Origin of the sequence: Citrobacter sp. Marseille-Q5395, from assembly GCF_947057495.1 — a bacterium.
Taxonomy (GTDB): domain Bacteria; phylum Pseudomonadota; class Gammaproteobacteria; order Enterobacterales; family Enterobacteriaceae; genus Citrobacter; species Citrobacter murliniae.
The window spans coordinates 267,263-288,426 of the sequence record NZ_CAMSEL010000010.1 but is presented as its reverse complement, the minus strand read 5'-3'; the positions used below and the strand labels follow the sequence as shown (position 1 = coordinate 288,426).

The 21,164-nt window shown below is 49.1% G+C and carries 22 protein-coding genes, 1 tRNA gene and 2 pseudogenes; 14 read left to right on the top strand and 11 right to left on the bottom strand.

What is annotated here, in order from left to right:
• The first annotated feature begins 62 nt into the window (after positions 1 to 62).
• The 5 genes and pseudogenes from OH663_RS13830 to OH663_RS13810 all read left to right on the top strand — a co-directional run bounded on the left by OH663_RS13830 (position 63) and on the right by OH663_RS13810 (position 2,310).
• Entirely contained in the window at positions 63 to 266 is a 204-nt protein-coding gene (locus OH663_RS13830; protein ID WP_263525773.1) for a TraR/DksA family transcriptional regulator, read from the top strand.
• A 33-nt stretch (positions 267 to 299) separates the two neighbouring features.
• Positions 300 to 473 carry a hypothetical protein gene (locus tag OH663_RS13825; RefSeq protein ID WP_263525772.1) on the top strand — a complete coding sequence of 58 codons (174 nt, stop codon included), beginning with the start codon at positions 300 to 302 and terminating at the stop codon, positions 471 to 473.
• A 108-nt stretch (positions 474 to 581) separates the two neighbouring features.
• Positions 582 to 917: a hypothetical protein gene (locus tag OH663_RS13820; protein ID WP_413814562.1), complete on the top strand. Its 336-nt coding sequence runs from the start codon at positions 582 to 584 to the stop codon at positions 915 to 917.
• Positions 918 to 919: 2 nt separating this feature from the next.
• Positions 920 to 1,012: pseudogene (locus OH663_RS13815) on the top strand (helix-turn-helix domain-containing protein); the annotation flags it as partial.
• A gap of 134 nt (positions 1,013 to 1,146) precedes the next feature.
• Complete coding sequence (locus OH663_RS13810; RefSeq protein WP_200010382.1) at positions 1,147 to 2,310, top strand: integrase; 1,164 nt, start codon at positions 1,147 to 1,149, stop codon at positions 2,308 to 2,310.
• A gap of 15 nt (positions 2,311 to 2,325) precedes the next feature.
• Here the strand turns inward: OH663_RS13810 and OH663_RS13805 are convergent.
• Together OH663_RS13805 and OH663_RS13800 are read right to left on the bottom strand one after the other, a co-directional pair.
• Positions 2,326 to 2,402 (bottom strand) — tRNA-Arg (locus OH663_RS13805).
• Between the two features lie 39 nt (positions 2,403 to 2,441).
• Entirely contained in the window at positions 2,442 to 2,621 is a 180-nt protein-coding gene (locus OH663_RS13800; RefSeq protein ID WP_045440841.1) for a hypothetical protein, read from the bottom strand.
• Between the two features lie 37 nt (positions 2,622 to 2,658).
• Between OH663_RS13800 and fimW the strand changes: the two genes are divergently transcribed.
• The 4 genes and pseudogenes from fimW to fimZ all read left to right on the top strand — a co-directional run bounded on the left by fimW (position 2,659) and on the right by fimZ (position 6,107).
• The gene (fimW, locus tag OH663_RS13795) at positions 2,659 to 3,252 is read left to right on the top strand and encodes a fimbria biosynthesis transcriptional regulator FimW (protein WP_045440839.1); all 594 of its coding nucleotides are present in this window, start codon (positions 2,659 to 2,661) and stop codon (positions 3,250 to 3,252) included.
• A 166-nt stretch (positions 3,253 to 3,418) separates the two neighbouring features.
• Positions 3,419 to 4,144: an EAL domain-containing protein gene (locus OH663_RS13790; RefSeq protein WP_081918183.1), complete on the top strand. Its 726-nt coding sequence runs from the start codon at positions 3,419 to 3,421 to the stop codon at positions 4,142 to 4,144.
• Positions 4,114 to 4,875 (top strand): fimbria biosynthesis regulator FimY, encoded by a 762-nt coding sequence (fimY, locus tag OH663_RS13785; RefSeq protein WP_286595098.1) that lies wholly within the window; start codon positions 4,114 to 4,116, stop codon positions 4,873 to 4,875. The genes OH663_RS13790 and fimY overlap by 31 nt, the downstream gene beginning before the upstream one ends.
• A gap of 592 nt (positions 4,876 to 5,467) precedes the next feature.
• A pseudogene (gene fimZ / locus OH663_RS13780) lies at positions 5,468 to 6,107 on the top strand (fimbria biosynthesis transcriptional regulator FimZ).
• A 93-nt stretch (positions 6,108 to 6,200) separates the two neighbouring features.
• Here the strand turns inward: fimZ and sfmF are convergent.
• The 6 genes from sfmF to fimA all read right to left on the bottom strand — a co-directional run bounded on the left by sfmF (position 6,201) and on the right by fimA (position 12,270).
• A complete protein-coding gene (sfmF, locus tag OH663_RS13775; RefSeq protein ID WP_413814477.1) occupies positions 6,201 to 6,737 on the bottom strand; it encodes a fimbria assembly protein in 537 nt (178 codons plus the stop codon).
• Positions 6,730 to 7,737 (bottom strand): type 1 fimbria D-mannose specific adhesin FimH, encoded by a 1,008-nt coding sequence (gene fimH, locus OH663_RS13770; RefSeq protein ID WP_048221911.1) that lies wholly within the window; start codon positions 7,735 to 7,737, stop codon positions 6,730 to 6,732. Before fimH ends, sfmF begins: the two co-directional genes overlap by 8 nt.
• A 4-nt stretch (positions 7,738 to 7,741) precedes the next feature.
• Positions 7,742 to 10,363, bottom strand: coding sequence for a fimbrial biogenesis usher protein (locus OH663_RS13765; protein WP_048221912.1), 2,622 nt, complete (start codon positions 10,361 to 10,363; stop codon positions 7,742 to 7,744).
• A gap of 7 nt (positions 10,364 to 10,370) precedes the next feature.
• Positions 10,371 to 11,063 (bottom strand): type 1 fimbria chaperone FimC, encoded by a 693-nt coding sequence (gene fimC, locus OH663_RS13760; RefSeq protein WP_048221913.1) that lies wholly within the window; start codon positions 11,061 to 11,063, stop codon positions 10,371 to 10,373.
• A 41-nt stretch (positions 11,064 to 11,104) separates the two neighbouring features.
• Positions 11,105 to 11,638, bottom strand: coding sequence for a type 1 fimbrial protein subunit FimI (gene fimI / locus OH663_RS13755; RefSeq protein WP_045449483.1), 534 nt, complete (start codon positions 11,636 to 11,638; stop codon positions 11,105 to 11,107).
• Between the two features lie 77 nt (positions 11,639 to 11,715).
• A complete protein-coding gene (fimA, locus tag OH663_RS13750; RefSeq protein WP_045440823.1) occupies positions 11,716 to 12,270 on the bottom strand; it encodes a type 1 fimbrial major subunit FimA in 555 nt (184 codons plus the stop codon).
• A 574-nt stretch (positions 12,271 to 12,844) separates the two neighbouring features.
• On the opposite strand from fimA, the gene folD reads away from it, so the two are divergent.
• From folD to OH663_RS13735, 3 genes are all read left to right on the top strand, one after another.
• Entirely contained in the window at positions 12,845 to 13,711 is an 867-nt protein-coding gene (folD, locus tag OH663_RS13745) for a bifunctional methylenetetrahydrofolate dehydrogenase/methenyltetrahydrofolate cyclohydrolase FolD (RefSeq protein WP_045440822.1), read from the top strand.
• A gap of 1 nt (position 13,712) precedes the next feature.
• Entirely contained in the window at positions 13,713 to 13,925 is a 213-nt protein-coding gene (gene ybcJ / locus OH663_RS13740) for a ribosome-associated protein YbcJ (RefSeq protein ID WP_045440819.1), read from the top strand.
• 123 nt (positions 13,926 to 14,048) lie between these two features.
• Positions 14,049 to 14,570 carry a metal-dependent hydrolase gene (locus OH663_RS13735; RefSeq protein WP_200012255.1) on the top strand — a complete coding sequence of 174 codons (522 nt, stop codon included), beginning with the start codon at positions 14,049 to 14,051 and terminating at the stop codon, positions 14,568 to 14,570.
• Between the two features lie 90 nt (positions 14,571 to 14,660).
• Here OH663_RS13735 and cysS read toward each other — a convergent pair whose 3' ends face one another.
• Positions 14,661 to 16,046, bottom strand: coding sequence for a cysteine--tRNA ligase (gene cysS / locus OH663_RS13730; protein WP_048221915.1), 1,386 nt, complete (start codon positions 16,044 to 16,046; stop codon positions 14,661 to 14,663).
• Positions 16,047 to 16,218: 172 nt separating this feature from the next.
• Between cysS and ppiB the strand changes: the two genes are divergently transcribed.
• On the top strand, positions 16,219 to 16,713 hold the full coding sequence (gene ppiB, locus OH663_RS13725; protein WP_003021875.1) for a peptidylprolyl isomerase B: 495 nt from the start codon (positions 16,219 to 16,221) through the stop codon (positions 16,711 to 16,713).
• 2 nt (positions 16,714 to 16,715) lie between these two features.
• A complete protein-coding gene (gene lpxH / locus OH663_RS13720; RefSeq protein WP_200012254.1) occupies positions 16,716 to 17,438 on the top strand; it encodes a UDP-2,3-diacylglucosamine diphosphatase in 723 nt (240 codons plus the stop codon).
• Positions 17,439 to 17,732: 294 nt separating this feature from the next.
• Here the strand turns inward: lpxH and OH663_RS13715 are convergent, their stop codons facing one another.
• Entirely contained in the window at positions 17,733 to 19,082 is a 1,350-nt protein-coding gene (locus OH663_RS13715; protein ID WP_045440810.1) for a GntP family permease, read from the bottom strand.
• Positions 19,083 to 19,189: 107 nt separating this feature from the next.
• Complete coding sequence (gene yjhG / locus OH663_RS13710) at positions 19,190 to 21,157, bottom strand: xylonate dehydratase YjhG (RefSeq protein ID WP_200012253.1); 1,968 nt, start codon at positions 21,155 to 21,157, stop codon at positions 19,190 to 19,192.
• Positions 21,158 to 21,164 lie beyond the last annotated feature (7 nt).

Here is a 21,164-nt window from a genome sequence, read left to right as displayed (position 1 = left end):
GACACGGATGATGGTGCGGTCTGCATCTGGCTTCGAAGTAAGGAGCACTCATGACATCATAAATCATCGATCAGGCCAGCGATCTCGAAGAGATGATGCGCGACCATGCTATTCAGGCTCACAGACTAAACCACTCAGCAGTATCAGCAACGCACTGTGAGGAATGCGGGGAGCCGATGATTCCTGAGCGTAGAGATGCGTTTCCTGGCTGTAAGAAGTGCGTAAGTTGTCAGGAAGATGAAGAAAAGCGGAATCGGAGGATGTGATGGGAAAAATGACTTTCGTTGTTGAGTTTGAAGATGGAAAAGAACCGCCAGTTAGCGCCGGCATGGAGCGACTATCGCGATGACTTCTTTACTGAGGACGAGAGAGAATCTATCGCGGAAATTTTAGAGGCCTCTGAGTTTGACGACCGTGTTGAGGAACCTATTGCTGAAGAAATCATGAGGAAAGTCGAATTGCTAACATACTGAACGCAACTGATAGCCAGTTATGAGCTGGCTATTGGGTGCGAATGCACTGCCACGTTATCCCCCATTTTCCCGGCCATTGTGCCGGGTTCTTTTTGCCTGGAGTAAACCATGCCTAACATGTCAGCACCAACATCCATCATTGGATTTCAGACGTACCAACCTGACCCACAGGACCTGTGCTCTCTGTGTGGTGGTAATTTCGGTAAAGCATCGATGATTGAGTGTAAAAACAAAATCCATGCGTGCCTTGAATGCGTGGGTATTCTTTCTGAAATAAAAAAAGAAAGAGAGATGAAAAAGAGAAATGAAACAGTATTGGCAATAAAGAAGGTACTTATAGCATCGGTAAAGGTTGACTACGGTGATGACCCAAGACACAGCGACGCTCTCTTTATCTATGACCAAATCTGTGCAGGTAAAATACCCGGATTGAAACTGGAGTAACCATGGAATCACACAGCCTCACACTCGATGAGGCCTGCGCATTTCTTCAGATATCCAGACCAACAGCCACAAACTGGATCCGCTCAGGCCGATTGCAAGCAACCCGCAAAGACCCCGCAAAACCCAAATCCCCTTACCTCACAACACTACAGGCCTGCATTGCGGCGCTTAACTCTCCGCTGCATACTGTCGCCGTGAGCGCGGGTGATGGCATAACAGAGGAAAAACAATGTCACTCTTCCGCAGAGGTGAAATATGGTACGCGTCCTACTCGACACCGGGCGGGAAGCGAATTAAGGAAAGTCTTGGGACTTCCGACAAGCGGCTCGCTACTGAGCTACATGACAAGCGCAAAGCTGAATTGTGGCGAGTAGATAGGCTTGGTGATTTCCCTGATGTAACGTTTGATGATGCCTGTATGCGATGGCTTGAGGAAAAGGCAGAGAAGAAATCACTGAAGGATGACCGCAGTAGAATGGCTTTCTGGCTGGCGCATTTTGAGGGGATCCGGTTAAAGGATGTGACCGAGCAAAAGATTTACTCAGCAGTGAACAAGATGAGCAACCGCAAGCAGCTTGAGATATGGAAAATCAAAGCAGCGGCGGCGCAAAAGAATGGAGAACCAGCACCCGTATATTCAGCTAAACCGGTCACCACCTCCACGAAGGCCAAGCATCTGGCATTAATGAAGGCAATTCTGCGGGCGGCAGAACGTGACTGGAAGTGGCTGGAGAAAGCGCCGGTGATCAAGGTTCCATCGGTGCGCAATAAGCGCGTTCGGTGGCTTGAAGCAGATGAGGCGAAAAGGCTGATTGATGAATGTCCGGAGCCACTGAAGTCGGTTGTTAAGTTTGCGCTGGCAACCGGCCTACGTCGTTCGAACATCATCAATATGGAGTGGCAGCAGATCGACATGCAGCGTCGTGTTGCCTGGGTAAACCCTGAAGACAGCAAGTCAAACCGCGCTATTGGCGTAGCGCTGAATGATACATCCTGCAAGGTTTTGCGTTACCAGATTGGTAAGCATCATAAATGGGTGTTCGTGCATACGAAAGAAGGTATCCGTCCTGATGGTTCAAAGACGCCTACCGTTAGGAAGATGCGCGTCGATGATCAGCGGGCATGGAATGCAGCTTGCCGCCGGGCTGGTATTGAGGATTTCCGTTTCCACGACCTGAGACACACGTGGGCCAGCTGGTTAATTCAGTCCGGAGTACCGCTTTCTGTTTTGCAGGAAATGGGAGGATGGGAGAGTATCGAAATGGTACGTCGTTACGCTCACCTTGCGCCGAACCATTTAACGGAACACGCGAAGCAAATTGACTCAATTTTCAGTGACGATGTCCCAAATATGTCCCATCTGGAAAATAAGGAACTTGCTAAAAATGGGTAAGTTACTGAAATATAATGGTACGCCCTGTAGGATTCGAACCTACGACCTACGGCTTAGAAGGCCGTTGCTCTATCCAACTGAGCTAAGGGCGCATTGTGAAGTGATGACTTCATGCGGATGAAACGCGTGAATTATACGGTCAGTGCCTGCTGAGTCAATGCCTTTTGTTCTGGTTGCTGACGAAGTGTACGAATGTTGATTTTTTCCGGACATACACAGGTATCCAGGAAATCACCTGGTAAGAACTCAGGCACCGTAAAGCCTCGTTTAAGGTTAAATGTATTTAGAAAATTAATGATTTTGCTTAACATTCTCCTATCCCCTCCCCTGCGGTTTAGGACCTCTTTAATGTTAAGTATCGCCATCAAAGAAGAAAATAGTCACTTCGAACATGGACTGAAAATCATTATTACCCGCCTGGCAGCTCAGTGGCATCAGGAAATTTGCTTCTTACCAGTCGAAGATATCGATCGCGCGGATATCGCATTTATATCGCTGGACGAAGATTGGGCAAGCGCAGGATGTTACCAGGTTCCTGTCCACACCCGACGCCAGCATCGTGTCGTCATTTGTAATGAACACGATAAAGATAAACTGATGTTTCGGCCCTGCCTGTACATGCTGCCACTGATTTACCGGGAAGATGATGTCGAAGAGATAACCAGAAAAATGGTGCTCATTTTACAAAAACGCGCGCTCCGACACAGCGTACCAGCCACCGTCTGTCACTACTGTACCACCCGCAATTTTTCCATTGCAGAACGCCAGTTCTTAATGTTCCTGGCCAGCGGTTACACACTGGCTGAAACAGCGCACCTGCTCTCAATCAGCGACGTCCAGGCTAAAGCGACTCGTCGAAGCATTATGAAAAAGCTACATGTCAAAAACGATCAGCAATTCTTGAGATACATCAGGGCTAATCTGAGTTTTCTGCAAAACTAGAGAGTTTCTCATTGATTGTTTTTTTATTGCGAAATGTCTCATCAGTAATTAAGTATCGGCGCCTACTGTACCGATTTCTATGCTGCCACAATGCCCTATGTATATTATTTCCGGGGAAACAAAAGGACACACTCGGTAATATTTACTCAGCTCCCGGGGGGATATCGTGACACCGAGCCTGTTATTATGGAATGATAAATCTGAGCGTACTGTAGTTTCCTCAAAAAACAGCGATGCAACCCCTCTGCAATTCGCGCTCAAATGTGAGCCAATTGTAGATTTGTCTACCGCATGCCGCTACGGTTTTGAAGTTCTCACGCATCTTCCCGCCCACATAAACAGCGAAGAATATTTCACTCAACTGTCCTTGCAGCGCAGACAGAACCTGTTCTTCCAACAAGTTACCAACGTCAGACACTTTCGACAGGATCAACATTACTCGTTGAATTTACCCATGAAGGCCTTGGCGGATTGGCCATTTTTTCATGCCCAAATTACGTCTTATCCTCCAGGACTCATCATTGAAATACAGGATCCGGAAACTTTTCTCTCTCTCAGCGCATACCAACGCACAACTGTGTTAGACGCAATTCAACGCGTTGAGACCTGCGGTATCCCCATCTGGTTGGATGACGTTAATGAAGACCTGATGGCAGCATTCATCGCAGCTAAATGGCACCTGTCAGGTATTAAACTGGATAAAAATACCTTTTGGGCGGTGAGTAAAATTCCTGGCAAACTCCATCAACTCATTCAGATGGGGAAAAAAATTGCGGATCTGGTGATCATTGAAGGTATTGAAACCGAGAAGCACAAGAAAATTGCCCTTCAAGCTGGCGCAAATCTGGGTCAGGGATATTTATGGCCAGCAATCTATCCAGACAAAGCATAATAAAAACGGAAAGGAAACAGGAAAGGATGCGCAGGGAACGACATCGCCGTTTACGAAAGACTGACTGTACCCATCAATATCATCACTGTACGCCACAGGTTTTTGACAGGATTGAATATCTTGCACAAAAACTCAATTACACATTACCGGGCGATACTATATCTCAGGCGATTATCACAGCCGATTACTATCTCGCCTATACGCTGAATCGTTATTTATTTTCTGGTACACGCACAGCTGTCTTTCAGACTATTGACTCAGCCCAAAACTGCCTGCTGGACCCAGGCTTTCGTCAGTTGGTCGTTGATATGGACGGCATTGTAAGTTCTTATTTCGATACCCTCGAATGCCTACGCCAACTCGCCAGACAGCGAAATGACATACAAATTTTTTTATTACTTGCCAGTGAAAACCAGAGCTTGAGGAATTTTATTGCAATGGCTGGGCCGTTTTATATCCTGTCACGTCGCCAGCATCTCCCAGACCTGCGTCACGCTTTATTATCTCCAACTTTTATTCGAGCAGAACGCATAAGTCAGGCTGACTGGGAGATGGTTTCATTACTATTACAAGGTACCTCCTTAAAGGAAATTGCTCATTTGCAGAAGCAACCGTATCACCGCATTATCTATCGACTGAATCAACTGATTACGCATCTGGGATTGCCTCATCGCCAACGTTTTTTGCATCTGATACATCGGTTGGATGTTACCTCCCCTCATTTTATTTAACATCTTAACTTGCTGTGATATAAGATTTTTTAAGAAATTACTTATTACAAACTAAGAAACAATGCGTTAATTTCACAATTTCTTAATATTTACAACTATTCCTGGTATTATGTTTACCGTGCATAATCAGCTAAGCCTTACGGATTCTGTGCTTAACTCGTCATAAATGAGCTTCATATTCTTCTTAACAAACCCTAAACAATTAGTGGGTTGTGTTGTTTTTAGTATTTAAAAAAATTTTTCAATCTGCCATAATTCAAATAGCAGGAAAATAATACCAATAGCCATTAACATACCCGAATCTTTCAGAATATCCTAACAGGCATTAATAAGTTATGTGTCGTAAGTCTTTTCCGAAAGAGCAGAGCAGGTATAATCACTACTGTCTTCTGATTATTTGCAAATTTTTCCTGGTGTGAAATGGATATTCCACAAACTCATTGTTCTGATAAAGAGCAACCGAATAAACAAGGATGAAACAATATTTATTCGGTTCTCCTCCAAGAACAATTGATGGCTATTTGACAATACTAATAACGCCTGATGTTTTATCAAAATCGCAAGATACACGAACAGTTTGAGGCATACTAAAATGAAACCAGCATCCGTTATAATTATGGACGAACACCCTATTGTCAGAATGTCTATAGAAGTACTGCTCGAAAAAAATAGTAATATCGAGGTTGTCTTGAAAACAGATGACAGCCGCGTGGCAATAGACCACTTGCGTACGTATCCTGTTGATCTGGTAATTCTGGATATTGAACTACCAGGTTCTGATGGGTTCACGTTACTCAAAAGAATAAAATCTCTGCAAGAGCAAACCCGGGTCCTTTTTCTGTCCTCAAAGTCCGAATCTTTTTATGCAGGACGCGCTATCCGCGCCGGAGCAAATGGTTTTGTCAGTAAAAGAAAGGATCTGAATGATATCTATAATGCGGTAAAAATGATTTTATCAGGATATTCATTTTTCCCCTCTCCCCTCTGACACCCTTAACTTTATTAATAACATTAATATACGAAAAGGAGTTCTGAATGACATGCCACTTTCCAATCGTGAGGTGACGGTTTTGCGGTACCTCGCAAACGGCTTATCCAATAAAGAGATTGCTGAACAACTTTTACTCAGCAATAAAACCATTAGTGCTCACAAAGCCAATATCTACTCCAAGCTTGGCTTGCATACCATTGTTGAGCTTATCGATTATGCGAAAATGCACGAACTAATGTAATAACACTCCCGACGAGATGTCGTTCGGGAGTGTATTATCAGTATGTGCCGTAAATAATTCGAGTTGCAGGCAGGCGGAAGGTAACAGGTTAATTTAATTATAGTTAATCATAAACGTAGCATCTGCCCTGGCGAGCCCTGGCTGTACCCCTTCCGCTAAAGCAATATAGTTTGCGAAAAAGGTCAACGTGGCATTGCCATTTTCGTCAATGCTCACAGCCTGACTGGCCTGTTCCAGAGGCAATCGCGTGCGGTCGCTGTCGCGCAGCTCGATGGCTACCTTTTGCCCCATTACCGCATCATCCAGCGCCAGCAAGCTTGTGCCCGACGCAGGGGTACCAGAAAAGGTTATTGACGCAGACCCAGGCGGACAACCTTCAAGTTTTAGCGTGAAAGAGACCGGTTGAGTGGTATCACCAGTGGTTTTCAACTGTTTTGTTGGCCATTTGCCCAATTCAACGGTTTTGTTACTGTCACTGGCAATCGCAACGCAGGTAAAATCCACCACATTGCCACGCAGCTCAATATTGATCTCACCCAATGAAGTGTCCGCCCAACACTGGGAGCTAAATGACAGAACAGACACCATCACGATAAGTGTACGAATCACTCTTTCTCGCGTCTTAGTCATAGTCCACTCGCAGATATCCACGGGCAGTGAATGGCCCTTCTGTCGGTTTATTGCCCGTCACGCTGACCGGCCACGCCCGAATCCCAACGCTCGCAGCGGCGTTATCATCAAGACGAAACGGAATAGTACTGGACAGATTATTGGGCGTCAGTGGTACGCCACTGCTGTCAGCAACGATGAAGCCTAAATCCGGGTTATCCGATACCATCATCTGGCCGGAGGCTTTCTCAGCTTCTACGCGCATGGACAAATAGGCTTGTGCTGCCACGTTGGTGCATTTAATAGCAACCGTTTTAGTCTGCGGATTTATACCTTCCGGTCGATTACCCACCCCTGCCTTGCTAAATAGCGAGGCGCCAATATCGCCAAAGTCAAACTCTACAACCTGCCCGGCATTCACTTCGCAGTTTTGCGGTACTTCTACCTTCCCGCTATAGCTGATGGTGTAAACCGGCATACTCAGGGCGTCACCGGTACTGGTCGTGACATAGACGCTGAACATAGTTTGCCGCGGGATCGGCACCATGTTAATGAATGAACGAATCACTTTTAATTTGAATACCAGTTTTGAATCCATCACACCAAACGGCTTCTGATTTGGCACGTTAGGGTGAGTCCCCATACGGATGTAATTACGCGGCGGATAAAATAATCCTGCGTAGCTGTCGGTAATACTCATTGCCCCCAGCAGGTAATCATTGAGTTTCAGATACTGGAAGCCACCTTCCGTGCTTTGGACAGGAAGTTCAGTCACATAGCTTCGATAGGTATAATCAACATGCGTTCCTGCCGGACAGGTTGCATTGACGCCAACCCAGCCGGATTTTTCCGGTAACGTCACCACCTGTCCTGGTCGATTATTACTGCTATTGAAGACATTCGACAGATCGTAAAAAACATCCGTTGGCGTGCCAGTAGAATTCTGGCAAACCGTTGCCGATGCCGAATTAGCCAATAGCAGTAAAGCGCCCCCCAGTAACAAACCCGTTTGTCGTCTCATTGTTTTAATCCTGTCGTCCCGACGCGCGTTCGCATGTCACATTAGTGAGCGTTACCGCCTGTTTCAGACTCTCTTCAGGCAAGGTATATCGCGCTGTGCAACGCGCATTTGCTCCTTCCCCCCATTGGATCAACAATTCCCCTTTCAGCGGCAGCCCGCTCAGGTAGATTTGCCCATCTTCGCCCACCATGCTGGTAACACCGCTTATGGTTTCACGTACCACCGAGCCGAATGGCACAGGTTTTCCGGCAAGCTTCGCCGTCATAAGTGCCCGCACGCCGATACGTGTATCAAACGCCGCACGAACCAGCGCCCCCTGCGTCGGCACCACGCTGCTAACGTTATTTTCTACATCGGTATTGTTGTTCATTGAATTGGTATCGAGCGCAACACGGTTGTAGCGGTAGACGGTGGCATACGGCATAACCGCATAGCCGCGCCAGTCGGTTTGAACACCTGTCTGGTTCTCTATCCGTACGCCCTGAGCGCCCGGTGCTTTAATCAGGACATTGGTATCACCCAGCGGCTGGCTAAGGGTAATGCCGTCCGCATGTCCTACAACGCCGCCGGAAAGTTGCCAGTTATAGTCATGCTGATCGCGATCGTAGTTATATCCCACGCCCAAGGTGCCATAAGCCGCCTGCCAGTTCGCGCTGGCGCTTCCGCTATAACCATTGGTGCTGCTGTGTCCCTGATTCACGCTATAGCTCAGATTACGCCCATCCAGCAACGTACCGCCGATACCGCTCTGCCAGCTATTTTGTCCGTTGCTGTTGCGGTTCGCATTAAAGGTGGCGTAGGTACGATCGAGCGCGTTATCACGCGAGTAGCGTCGTCCGGTCAGCAAGCTGAACGGCACCGACATATTGAACGCCAGAATGCGATCAGTATCGGAGATCCCTACCGATTCGTTCCACGACCAGGAGAGCGAATAGCTAATTCCCTGCCAACCGCTGGCATATCCCAGTTGATACCAGGTGTTGGTATCTGAGGTATTCCAGTATGTTTGCTGGCTACCCGAAACATACAGCGACCCGTAATCCCCCAGATTCTGCGAGATATTGATCTGGAACCGGCCCTTTTTGCTGTAGCTCAAATTGTGATAGCTCTTCACTTCCGGAACTTCGTGGCGATTACCCTCGCTGTCGTATTCGTACTCATAGCCTTCCATACTGCGATAAGCCACATCGTCGAGGGTATAGAACCCACGCGTCGAATAGCGATATCCCAGCAACTGGAAGTTGGTACCAAAATTGTTCAATGACTTCGCGTACAGAAAACGCAGAGATTGTCCCTGATGCGTGCTGTCATCCGCCAGTTGGCTACGCGCATGGGTTAAATCGACGGAGACCGCGCCCCAGTCTCCCAGATTTCTCCCCGTTCCCAACACTACCGAACTGTAGCGTGACGCCAGTTGCGTACCACCATAGGCGGTATAGCCTTCAGGCAGCCCGGCGATTAACGTCCCCTGGAAGAAGAACGGTGAATCCTGCTGGCTATTTCCACTCCGAAAATCCCCGGCGACCAGATCATACTTAATGCGCCCTTCACGCTGTAACAGCGGAACCGTGGAGTACGGCACCGTATAGCGTTGCTGACTACCATCTCTTTCATCCACCGTCACCTCAAGGTCACCGCTGGAAGACGTTGGGTTCAGATCGGTAATAGAGAAAGCTCCGGGTGACACATAACTTTGATAAATAACGTAGCCATTCTGACGAATGGTTAGCTTCGCTGCGGTACGCGCAATCCCGCGCACGGTTGGAGCATATCCCTGCAAACTGTCAGGATACATACTGTCTGACGAGTAAAGGCGCGCACCACGGAACCCGACGCTGTCAAAAACGTCATTGCCGGTGTTGCTGTCGCCCATCACCAGTTCGCCCTTTAGCGGAATAATGGAGCGCTGAAGCCATGTGCCTATATTTTTCCAGCTTTGCGAGTGGTATCCGTCACCTTTGGAATAGCTCCACGCACCATTGTTTCTAAGCCGCCAGGGACCATAATTCAGGCCACTCAACATACTTAAAAAATAGCTGTCAGAGTCACTCCCGCGGCTACCGGTGAAACTGTAGTTAACAAGCGCGGCGGGGATCCCCTCATCCCACTCATCTGGTGGAATGTAACCGCGTGCACTGTTCAACATCGAGGCCTGCGGCAGACTGACATTTAAGCGCAGAGTAGAAAAATCAAAGGTGATTTCGCTGCCAGGGATCGCCGCAGGCAAATTAATGCATGTGTTGTTTGGGTCCTGATTGAGTTCTGGAAACGCGGCAATATTGACGCCCAGCCGCTTAATCCAGTCGAGACCAAAGCACGGCATCAGCCCCCCGGATTTATCACCCGTCTTTTCCGTACTCGGTGCAAAATGAATATCCTGAGTGGCGATAAATTCATCATTGCGCCAGATATCTACGCGATAGACGCCTTCTGGCTGATGATTGCCTTTTTCAAAACGTGACAAATCCGCTACGGATGCCGTATCTGCAGATAAAAATGCAGGATTAAAATAGCTTTCTCCGTAGCTCAACATCGGAAAGAGCGCTGCCAGCGTGGACAACGCCACACCCGCCAGCGGTGGCGTAAACCCCGGTAACAGGCCAGGTAAATACGTTGTCTTGTTCATCGCTTTCTCAACGCACGCTAACCGTTTTGGCAGTGGTCACTGCGCCGTAATCATTGACCGTCTGGAACGTCACATTTCCCTGAGCGCCAGCGGGCAAAAGGATCTGCGTATCGTTCTTAGGTGCCACCATGACGTTATCAACCTTCGTTTTTCCTACGTTAAGGTTGACCAGCGTGACGTAATACGCCGACGGATTCGTGATTTTCAGGTGGTTGCCGGAACGAGAAAACTGCAGCATGCCGGGTGCATCTTCCGATATATGCGGAAGATTATTCGGTCGGACAAAGAGTTTGATACGCGACAGGATCGCCAGTTGCAGAACGTTTTTACCCTCAAGGCTGTTTTTATTTACCGACGGAATCGCCTTCACATTCATCCAGAACAGCGACTCGCGATCTTTAGGCAGCGGTTGACCGACATAGATGATACGCAGCGTATTTTCACTTTTAGGTTCGCTGACAAACAACGGTGGCGTGACAACAAATGATTTGTCTTTAACGCCAGCGCTGTTTTCAATCCATGAATTAACCAGGTAACGCTCTTTTGTATCGCTATTACTAATAGCAAGAGAAGTTTGTTTGGCTTCGGCAGGATAAATAACACGAGTTGCGCCTAATGCAATTCCCCCGGCAGCTTGTGCACCGGCAACTGAAAATAAGGCCAGTAAAATGATAACGCCTGATTTTAGATAATTAAACATAGCTACAAATACCTTTAGTGCGATTATCGTTGGGAGTTAAATCAGGGATACACCAACGTAAACCACACATCTGAACGAAGCGTTCCCGGCGTAATATGTTCCGAGACAGCCCGATAGCGAGCGGTGAAATGAAAAGTCATCTCTTGCGTTAAAATCGGAGCGTAATGAAGCGGTAGCGCATTCGGGATAATTTGCCTTTGCCCTTCATCAAATAATGCCAGACCGATCCCCGAAGCCGCAGAAGCATCGCCGCTGGCCAGGAAAACCTGCGGATCTTCTGCAGGAGTCACTCCGGCAAAGGCAATCCCAACATGGTCATAAACATCGGAACTGCACGACGTTAACCGCAGCGAAAATGGTACGCTGGTAGAGGCAAAGCTTCCCGGTTCGGCAAATGCATTCGTGCGATATTGCCCCATCTGCACCCGCAAACTCTGGCTGTCGGTGGCGACCGTACAAGCCCCGTTGACAAGCTGCCCACGCAGGTGAAGGCTACCGCTTTCCAGTATTACCGTCTGTGCAAACGCAGGCAGTACGCAGAGCAATCCAGCCAGCGCCATGCCTTTCCTTATCATCTGCCACATCCCTCTTCATCCCCGGATATTGCCTCATCCAGTGAGGCGATCATCTTCCTTGTGCAAATCAGAACGGCTTATTCGTACTTCATGATGAAGGTGGCATCAGCATTTGCCTGACCTGGCGTTGTGCTTGCTACAGTCGCTTTATAACGCGCAGAGAAACGCAGGGTGTTAGTACCTTCAACCAACGCCTGGGCAGTAGAGAAGGTCGCACCATCAGGCTTCAGTGCAGTGGACTTACTGTCAAGAATTTCGATACCTACGCCAGTCGCCGTGGTGCTGTTATCCGAGGAAGACACAGCCAACAGACTGTTGTTGGTGAGGTCCGACTGACCAGAGAATGCAACGGCAGCAGTAGCTGCAACTGTTGGGTCGCAGTCGTTCAGCACGATGGAGAACGGAATTTGTGCTGTGGTATCACCAACAGCAGCAAAGCTGGCGGTACGATACTGTCCTAAAGTAACAATCTGATCGGCTGACTGAGTACTTACCGCACAGGCTGCATTGACCAGTTCACCTTCAAAGTGAACGGTACCACCGCTAACACTTACCGGATCTGCCGCTACCGCTGACCCGGCAACTAACATCAGGCTGGCAATAACAGAAGAGGTTATTAATTTACGTTTCATGGAGTTCCCTTGAATTACACACATCCGGCTCCAGCATCCTGCGGGATCCGTTTGAATCATTATCGACATTAAATGTCAGGCAAATTATCTCTGCATCCTGTAAAGATATATATCGTAAAAGAATTAGCTAACCTTTTACTCCCACTATCCCGAGCCGTAAGTTCACTAATTTATCTTCACGAATATGACAATTCGTCACAGGGATAAATTAAACATTTCAATTAATGAAAAATACCTGCAAATCCTTTAAATGCACCTGGCTAATTCTTAATGGGATCCAGGAAAAATCTGTGTAAAAATACGTTGAATATACTCATAATGGGACGTAACAGTCTGGTTTCTTAAGCATTAACCATGAAAACATCAGGGTGATGAATTGTTTAATTAACGTTAATTTTAATTAGCACGCGCACTATTTATTCCGCTGGATCCTGTGTCTTGCGCCACCCTGCTCTCTGACAGTACTCCCGCAATCGCACGTAAAATCGCAAACGAAAACTGACAGCACGCCCCGCTTCTGACAAAATAGTCACATCCCCTTCGGTTTAACGTAACAGACGGAATCCTCTCTCTGATGGCAGCAAAGATTATTGACGGTAAAACGATTGCGCAGCAGGTGCGCTCTGAGGTTGCTCAAAAAGTTCAGGCACGCTTAGCGGCTGGATTACGCGCCCCAGGATTAGCTGTTGTGCTGGTAGGTAGCAACCCGGCTTCGCAAATTTATGTAGCAAGTAAACGCAAAGCCTGCGACGAAGTGGGGTTTGTCTCCCGCTCCTATGACCTACCTGAAACCACCAGCGAGGCGGAGCTTCTTGAGCTGATCGATACGCTCAATGCGGATACCACCATCGATGGTATCCTGGTACAGCTGCCGTTACCGGCGGGTATCGACAACGTTAAAGTGCTGGAACGCATTGCACCGGATAAAGACGTCGACGGGTTCCACCCATATAACGTCGGACGCCTGTGCCAGCGCGCGCCGCGCCTGCGCCCGTGTACCCCGCGCGGAATAGTGACCTTGCTTGAGCGTTACAACATCGACACCTATGGCCTGAATGCCGTGGTTATTGGGGCATCGAATATTGTTGGTCGCCCGATGAGCATGGAACTGCTGTTGGCGGGTTGTACTACCACGGTCACCCATCGGTTCACCAAAGATCTGCGTCGTCACGTTGAACATGCTGACCTGCTGATTGTAGCCGTCGGCAAACCTGGCTTTATTCCCGGTGAGTGGATCAAAGAAGGTGCAATTGTGATTGATGTCGGCATCAACCGTCTGGAGAATGGCAAGGTTGTTGGCGATGTGGTGTTCGACGATGCGGCTGCGCGGGCATCGTACATCACACCAGTACCCGGCGGCGTAGGCCCAATGACTGTCGCAACACTTATCGAAAACACGCTGCAAGCGTGCGTTGAATATCACGATGTAAAGGAAGTTTAAGATGGCCACATTTTCACTGGGTAAGCACCCACACGTTGAACTCTGCGATTTGCTGAAGCTGGAAGGCTGGAGCGAAAGCGGTGCCCAGGCAAAAATTGCCATTAGCGAAGGGTTAGTGAAGGTCGATGGTGCAGTGGAAACGCGCAAACGCTGCAAAATCGTTGCCGGACAGACCGTCAGTTTTGAAGGTCACAGCATTAACGTCGTCGCGTGATCCCGAGTGCCGGATGCGGTTTACACCTTATCCGGCCAGTTTACTCCATTGTCAGGTAACTGACTTCATCATCTCTTCACAGTAAACTTCTAACATGTTGTTTTCTCATTCGAAGTGAACCTCATGCCAACCATTATTACCCACGCTGCCGTTCCGATTTGTTTAGGTTTAGGCCTGGGACTCAACGTTATTCCACCACGTTTACTGTTCACCGGGATCGTACTGGCGATGCTACCGGATGCGGACGTCCTGTCATTTAAGTTCGGCGTCGCCTATGGAAACGTGTTTGGCCATCGCGGATTTACCCACTCGTTGTTGTTTGCCTTTGTCGTACCGCTGCTCTGCGTGATGATTGGCCGACGATGGTTTAAAACCGGCTTGATTCGCTGCTGGCTATTCCTGACAGTTTCACTGCTGTCGCATAGCCTGTTGGATTCAGTCACTACCGGTGGCAAAGGTGTAGGCTGGCTTTGGCCATGGTCAGATGAACGCTTCTTTGCGCCGTGGCAGGTGATTAAGGTCGCGCCGTTTGCGTTGTCACGCTATGCCACGCCGTACGGATATCAGGTCATTATCTCGGAACTAATATGGGTATGGCTGCCGGGATTGATAGTGATGAGTTTATTGTGGTGGCGCAGACGTTAAAAAGCCGGGTGGTGACTAACACCTTACCCGGCCTGAGAGCGGCTCATATTTTCCAGGCCGGATAAGCGTCATCGCCATCCGGCAATACGATTATTTACGACGCCAGGTGGTTCCCTGCGGACCATCTTCCAGCACAATACCCATCTCGTTCAGACGGTCACGCGCAGCATCAGCTGCTGCCCAGTCTTTCGCTTTACGGGCATCTAAACGCTGTTGGATCAACGCTTCGATTTCAGCAACTTCACCGTCATCCGCCTGTGCGCCACTTTGCAGGAACACTTCCGGCTCCTGCTCCAGCAGTCCCAGAACACCGGACAGTTTACGCAGATGTGAAGCCATCGCGTTAGCTGCAGCCATATCTTCGCCTTTCAGACGGTTAACCTCACGCGCCATATCAAACAGCACAGAGTAGGCTTCCGGAGTATTGAAGTCATCGTTCATGGCTTCAATGAAACGCGCTTCAAAGGCTTCACCACCGGCTGGCGCAACGGATTTATCAGTACCACGCAGCGCAGTGTACAGACGCTCCAGCGCTGAGCGAGCCTGTTTCAGGTTCTCTTCGCTGTAGTTCAACTGGCTACGATAGTGACCGGACATCAGGAAGTAGCGAATGGTTTCGGCATCGTAGTATTTCAGAACATCACGTACGGTAAAGAAGTTGCCCAGCGATTTGGACATTTTCTCGCGGTCAACCATCACCATGCCAGAGTGCATCCAGTAGTTGACGTATTCACCGTCATGCGCGCAGGTGGACTGAGCGATTTCATTTTCATGGTGTGGGAACATCAGATCTGAACCACCGCCGTGAATATCGAAATGGTTACCCAGCTGTTTGCAGTTCATTGCCGAGCACTCAATGTGCCAGCCAGGGCGCCCCGCGCCCCACGGCGACGGCCAGCTCGGCTCACCCTCTTTGGACATCTTCCACAGAACGAAGTCCATTGGGTTACGCTTCACATCGACCACATCAACGCGAGCACCCGCCTGCAGTTGATCCAGATCCTGGCGCGACAACTGGCCGTAATGCGGATCGGTGGGTACGTCGAACATCACGTCACCATTATCCGCCACGTAGGCGTGACCTTTAGCAATCAGTTGCTCGGTGATTTCAATAATTTCAGCGATATGATGTGTCGCTCGCGGTTCGAGATCCGGACGCAGAATATTCAGCGCGTCGAAATCCTTATGCATTTCCGCGATCATTCTATCGACCAGCGCCACAAAGCTTTCGCCATTTTCATTAGCGCGCTTAATGATTTTATCATCGATATCAGTAATGTTACGCACGTACTTCAGCTTGTAGCCGAGAAAGCGCAGATAGCGCGCCACGACGTCGAAAGAAACAAAGGTACGCCCGTGACCAATATGACAGAGATCGTAAACGGTAATACCACACACGTACATGCCGACTTCCCCGGCATGAATAGGTTTGAATTCCTCTTTTTGGCGCGTCAGTGTATTAAAGATTTTTAACATCGAAGATTCCGTGTAGACGTGTGTGGATAACAAAGCCCTATAATACCTATAAATTGGCCTCGAAGCAGCACACTTTGCAAGGTGATCGAACCTTGCGGTTATGCTATAACAAGCCCCTATATGTGACCCTGACCAGGGTCGAAGCACTACTCTATCGGAACAGGATGCAAAAATGGTTACTTTCCACACTAATCACGGCGATATCGTAATCAAAACTTTTGATGATAAAGCGCCTGAAACAGTTAAAAACTTCCTGGACTACTGCCGCGAAGGTTTCTACAACAACACCATTTTCCACCGTGTGATTAACGGTTTCATGATCCAGGGCGGCGGTTTTGAGCCAGGCATGAAACAAAAAGCCACTAAAGAAGCGATCAAAAACGAAGCCAACAACGGTCTGAAAAACACTCGTGGTACGCTGGCAATGGCCCGTACTCAGGCTCCACACTCCGCGACTGCCCAGTTCTTCATCAACGTTGCAGACAACGACTTCCTGAACTTCTCCGGTGAAAGCATGCAGGGTTGGGGTTACTGTGTGTTTGCTGAAGTTGTCGAAGGTATGGACGTGGTTGATAAAATCAAAGGCGTTTCCACTGGTCGCAGCGGTATGCACCAGGACGTACCAAAAGAAGACGTTATCATCGAAAACGTGACCGTCAGCGAGTAATCGTGGCGACACTGTTTATTGCAGATCTTCACCTCTGCACGGAAGAACCGGCGATCACCGCCGGTTTTCTGCGTTTTTTATCCGGTGAAGCACGCCAGGCTGATGCGCTGTACATTCTTGGCGATCTCTTCGAAGCCTGGATAGGCGACGACGACCCCAATCCCCTGCATCAGCAAATCGCCGCCGCGATAAAAGCGCTGGCTGATTCAGGCATCCCCTGCTTTTTTATTCACGGCAACCGAGATTTTCTGCTCGGCAAACGTTTTGCCCGTGAAAGCGGCATGACCCTATTGCCGCAGGAAAAAGTGCTCGATCTGTATGGCCGAAAAGTATTAATCATGCACGGAGACACCCTGTGCACCGATGATACGGGCTATCAGGCTTTTCGCGCCAAAGTTCACCAACCCTGGTTACAAACTCTGTTTCTTGCCATGCCTTTATTTATTCGCCAGCGTATTGCCGCGAAAATGCGCGCCAACAGCAAAGCCGCTAACAGCAGCAAATCACTGGAGATCATGGATGTGAATCCACTGGCCGTCGTTGCCGAGATGGAAAAACATCAGGTTCAGTGGCTGATTCATGGTCATACTCATCGCCCGGCAGTTCATAAACTGACCGCCAATAAACAACCCGCTTTCCGCGTGGTTCTCGGGGCATGGCACACTGAAGGCTCAATGGTCAAAGTCACCCCAGACAATGTCGAACTGATCGCTTTCCCGTTTTAAATTATCGCGACCATTTGCTGTAACGTTTACTACACAACGTGATAATGCAAAGCAGAAGCGTCCTTCCACAATAATAAAAATGCCCTGTCGTGTTTAAGAGAGTGCGTATGGCTGCTTCAGCATCAATATCCAGGCCCCCTCTTTTCCCAACGAAACGACAAAGACACCGACCGTTAAATCTGTGAGTTGGCATATAAGATAAGGCGACAACCAGAAGGTCTGAGTTTTGTCTTGTTGTTGTGAGATACAGGGGAGCCAGTAAACCGGCAAAGCGGTTCACTGGCGAACACACTATTATAAAATAATGCTGGCAACCAGAATAAACAGCAACCCGCATATGGATAATAGGGTTGACATCAGCGTCCATGACAACAGCGTCTCTTTGGTGGTCAGACCGAAGAAGTCTTTGATCATCCAGAAGCTGGCGTCGTTTACGTGGGAGCAAATACAGGATCCCGCACCGGTAGCCAGTGTAATCAAGGCCAGGTTGGTATTAGGATGTACCGCCAGCAGCGGAATGACCAGCCCGGCGGTAGAGATCGCCGCGACGGTGGCAGAACCCAGACAAATACGTAAGAATGCGGCTACGCCCCATGCCATCAGGATCGGGTTGATATCCATGCCCGACACCAGGGTGGAAATATACTGACCGACGCCAGAGTCGATGAGAACCTGCTTGAATGCACCACCACCACCGATAATCAGCAGCAGACCGGCAATACCCGCAATCGCTTTCCCGCAGGAATCCATCAGGTCAGGGATTGTTTTCCCACGGCCCAGTCCCATGGTATAGATCGCAAACAGCAGTGAAATCAGCATGGCGATCGTCGAGTTACCTAAGAACAGCATCACGTTGTAGAACAAGCCTGAGTCCGCGGCGCTTTTGGCATGGGCCATCTGGATGATAGTGACTACCGCCATCAGGATCACTGGCAGCATTGCCGTGAGAAAACTGATCCCAAAGCCAGGCATTTCGCTTTCGCTGAATCGGCGGGTTGCACCCAGGGAGGCAATATTACCCTCTTTTTTAAAGGCGTCCGGAATAATGCGCTGGCAGAATTTATTCAGCACCGGGCCGCAAAGAATAAAGGTTGGAATGCCGACAATAATACCGTATATCAATACCAATCCTACATCCGCACCATATTCACGGGCGATCACCGTCGGGCCGGGGTGAGGTGGTAAAAAACCGTGCGCGACCAGCAAACCGGAGAGCATCGGCACACACATAAACATCGGCGATATTTTGGCTTCACGGGCAATAGCGAATAAAATAGGTACCAGAAGGATTAAACCGACTTCAAAAAAAAGTGCAATACCGACAATAAATGCTGAACAGACTACCGCCCAGTCAAGTTTATTTTTCCCGAAATAATTCAGCATGGTCAGAGCTATTCGCTGCGCACCACCCGCGTCAGCCAGTAATCGACCGAGCATAACGCCGAATCCGAATATCAGGCCAATATGTCCCAGCGTACCGCCAAGACCGGACTCAACCGAGGTTACGACTTTATTCAGTTCCATTCCACTGGCGATGGCGACAGCAATCGAGACAATAATTAAAGATACAAACGTATTAAGCTTAATTTTTATAGTCAAAAGCAGGAGTAAGGCAATCCCTGCCACAACGATAATTAGCGGCATAATGTCCTCTCATTGTAGGGTAACGACCCCTAATAATCTGGCTACACAAATGATTTATAACGCGTAGTCAAATTATTAGGGTGTCTGGATTTTTTTATTTTTTACTATCAGTTCTTATTAATATAATCTCGCAGCGCAGCACCGATTTTATTCACATCATAAATACAACCCATCCATGTGCCGCCGCTAACTGCCTGGAGCATTGCCCAAAGCCGGGTATCATCGGGCAGTTCAGGATCAGGAAGTAAATCCTGATGACTGAGTCTGGCGTTTAATATTGCTGTTGCCTCCTCCCTTGAGGGTAATTTTTCATCGCTACGGGTTCCGAGGAAATTGACTTCGCCCTGAAGCTCGCGGCAATCAATTTTAATTTCGATAATATCTCCAGTGCGTAATTTACCGACTGGTCCTCCGGCCAGCGCTTCTGGCCCCACATGACCTATACACGCGCCAGTGGAAACGCCCGAGAATCGCGCATCGGTAATCAGTGAAACATGCTTACCGTATGACAGGTGTTTCAGCGCGCTGGTAACCTGGTAGGTTTCCTCCATCCCGGTACCGGAAGGACCAACACCGATAATGACCAGAATATCGCCCGCTTTAATTTTGTCGTGCTTGATATCGTAAATTGCACTTTTCTCGGACAGATAGACCTTCGCCACACCTTTATGGTAATAGACTCCCTGATCATCAATCACCGATGGATCGATGGCTGTGGATTTGATCACTGACCCTTCCGGAGCAATATTACCCACTGGGAAGGTAATTGTTGAGGTTAAGCCACGTGCCTTCGCTTGCTGCGGCGACATGATCACCTCGTCAGCGTCGATCTGTTCTTGTTCGCGCAGTAGTTGTTTGAATCGCTGTCGGCGTTCTGAGTGCTCCCACCAGTCCAGGTTCTCCTTCAGTGTACTGCCGGTTACAGTCATAACGTCTTCATGTAGCAATCCAAGATTGCGCAAATGCAGCATCACTTCTGGCACACCGCCCGCCATGAAAGCATTAACAGTTGGGTGGTAAATAGGGCCATTGGGCAGCACACTCACCAGTCGGGGCACCCGCTTATTGATGCGGATCCAGTCGTCAACGGTTGGGATATGGCAGCCTGCCTGATGGGCAATCGCCGGGATGTGGAGCAGCAGGTTTGTCGAGCCGCCAAACGCCGCATGGACAGTCATCGCATTCTCAATCGCTTTATCGGTGAGTATCTCCCGGGTGGTAATGCCTTGCTGGCACAGGTTCAACGCCGCCCTTGCGGAAGCTCTGGCGATCTCCTGCCACACCGGCTCACCAGAAGGGGCCAATGCCGAGTGCGGAATCGCCAGCCCCAATCCTTCGGCCACAACCTGCGATGTCCCGGCAGTACCCAGAAATTGACAGCCACCTCCGGATGAGGCACAGGCCTTGCAGCCGGCACGGCGTGCGTCCTGTAGTGATAACTCACCATTAGCAAAGCGTGCGCCTATGGTCTGCACCTTACCGTTATCTTCCCCATCTCTTGCAGGTAGCGTCGCACCACCAGGCACCAATACCGTCGCTTTATCATGCTGCGCGGCGAGTGCCATCATGGTAGCCGGAAGCCCCTTGTCACAGCTAGCCACGCCAATGACTGCTTTCACATCGGGCAGAGAGCGGATAAGACGGCGCATCACCATTGAGGCATCGTTACGGTACGGTAGCGAATCAAACATCCCGGTCGTGCCCTGCGTGCGTCCATCACAAGGATCGGAGACATACACAGCATAGGGCAAGGCACTGTTCGCTTTAATAACCTCAGCCGCCGCTTTCATCTGGATATCCAGCTCGTAGTGCCCCTGGTGCAGCGCCAGTGCAACAGGCTTACCGTCTGCGCCGCGTAAGCCACCGAGCGTACTGAGCAGTAAAATACCATCCCGATCCAGCTCATCCGGAGACCAGCCCATTCCGGCATTCATGGTCATACCAAACAGATCCCCACTCGGGCGGTTGATTAACATCTCCGCCGTCAGCGGCAGTTCACCATCAGGGCCATTGGCGTGCGTTCTGACGGTGTAGATATCGTGACTCTCGTCAGCAAAAATATTGCGTACAGACATGAGATTC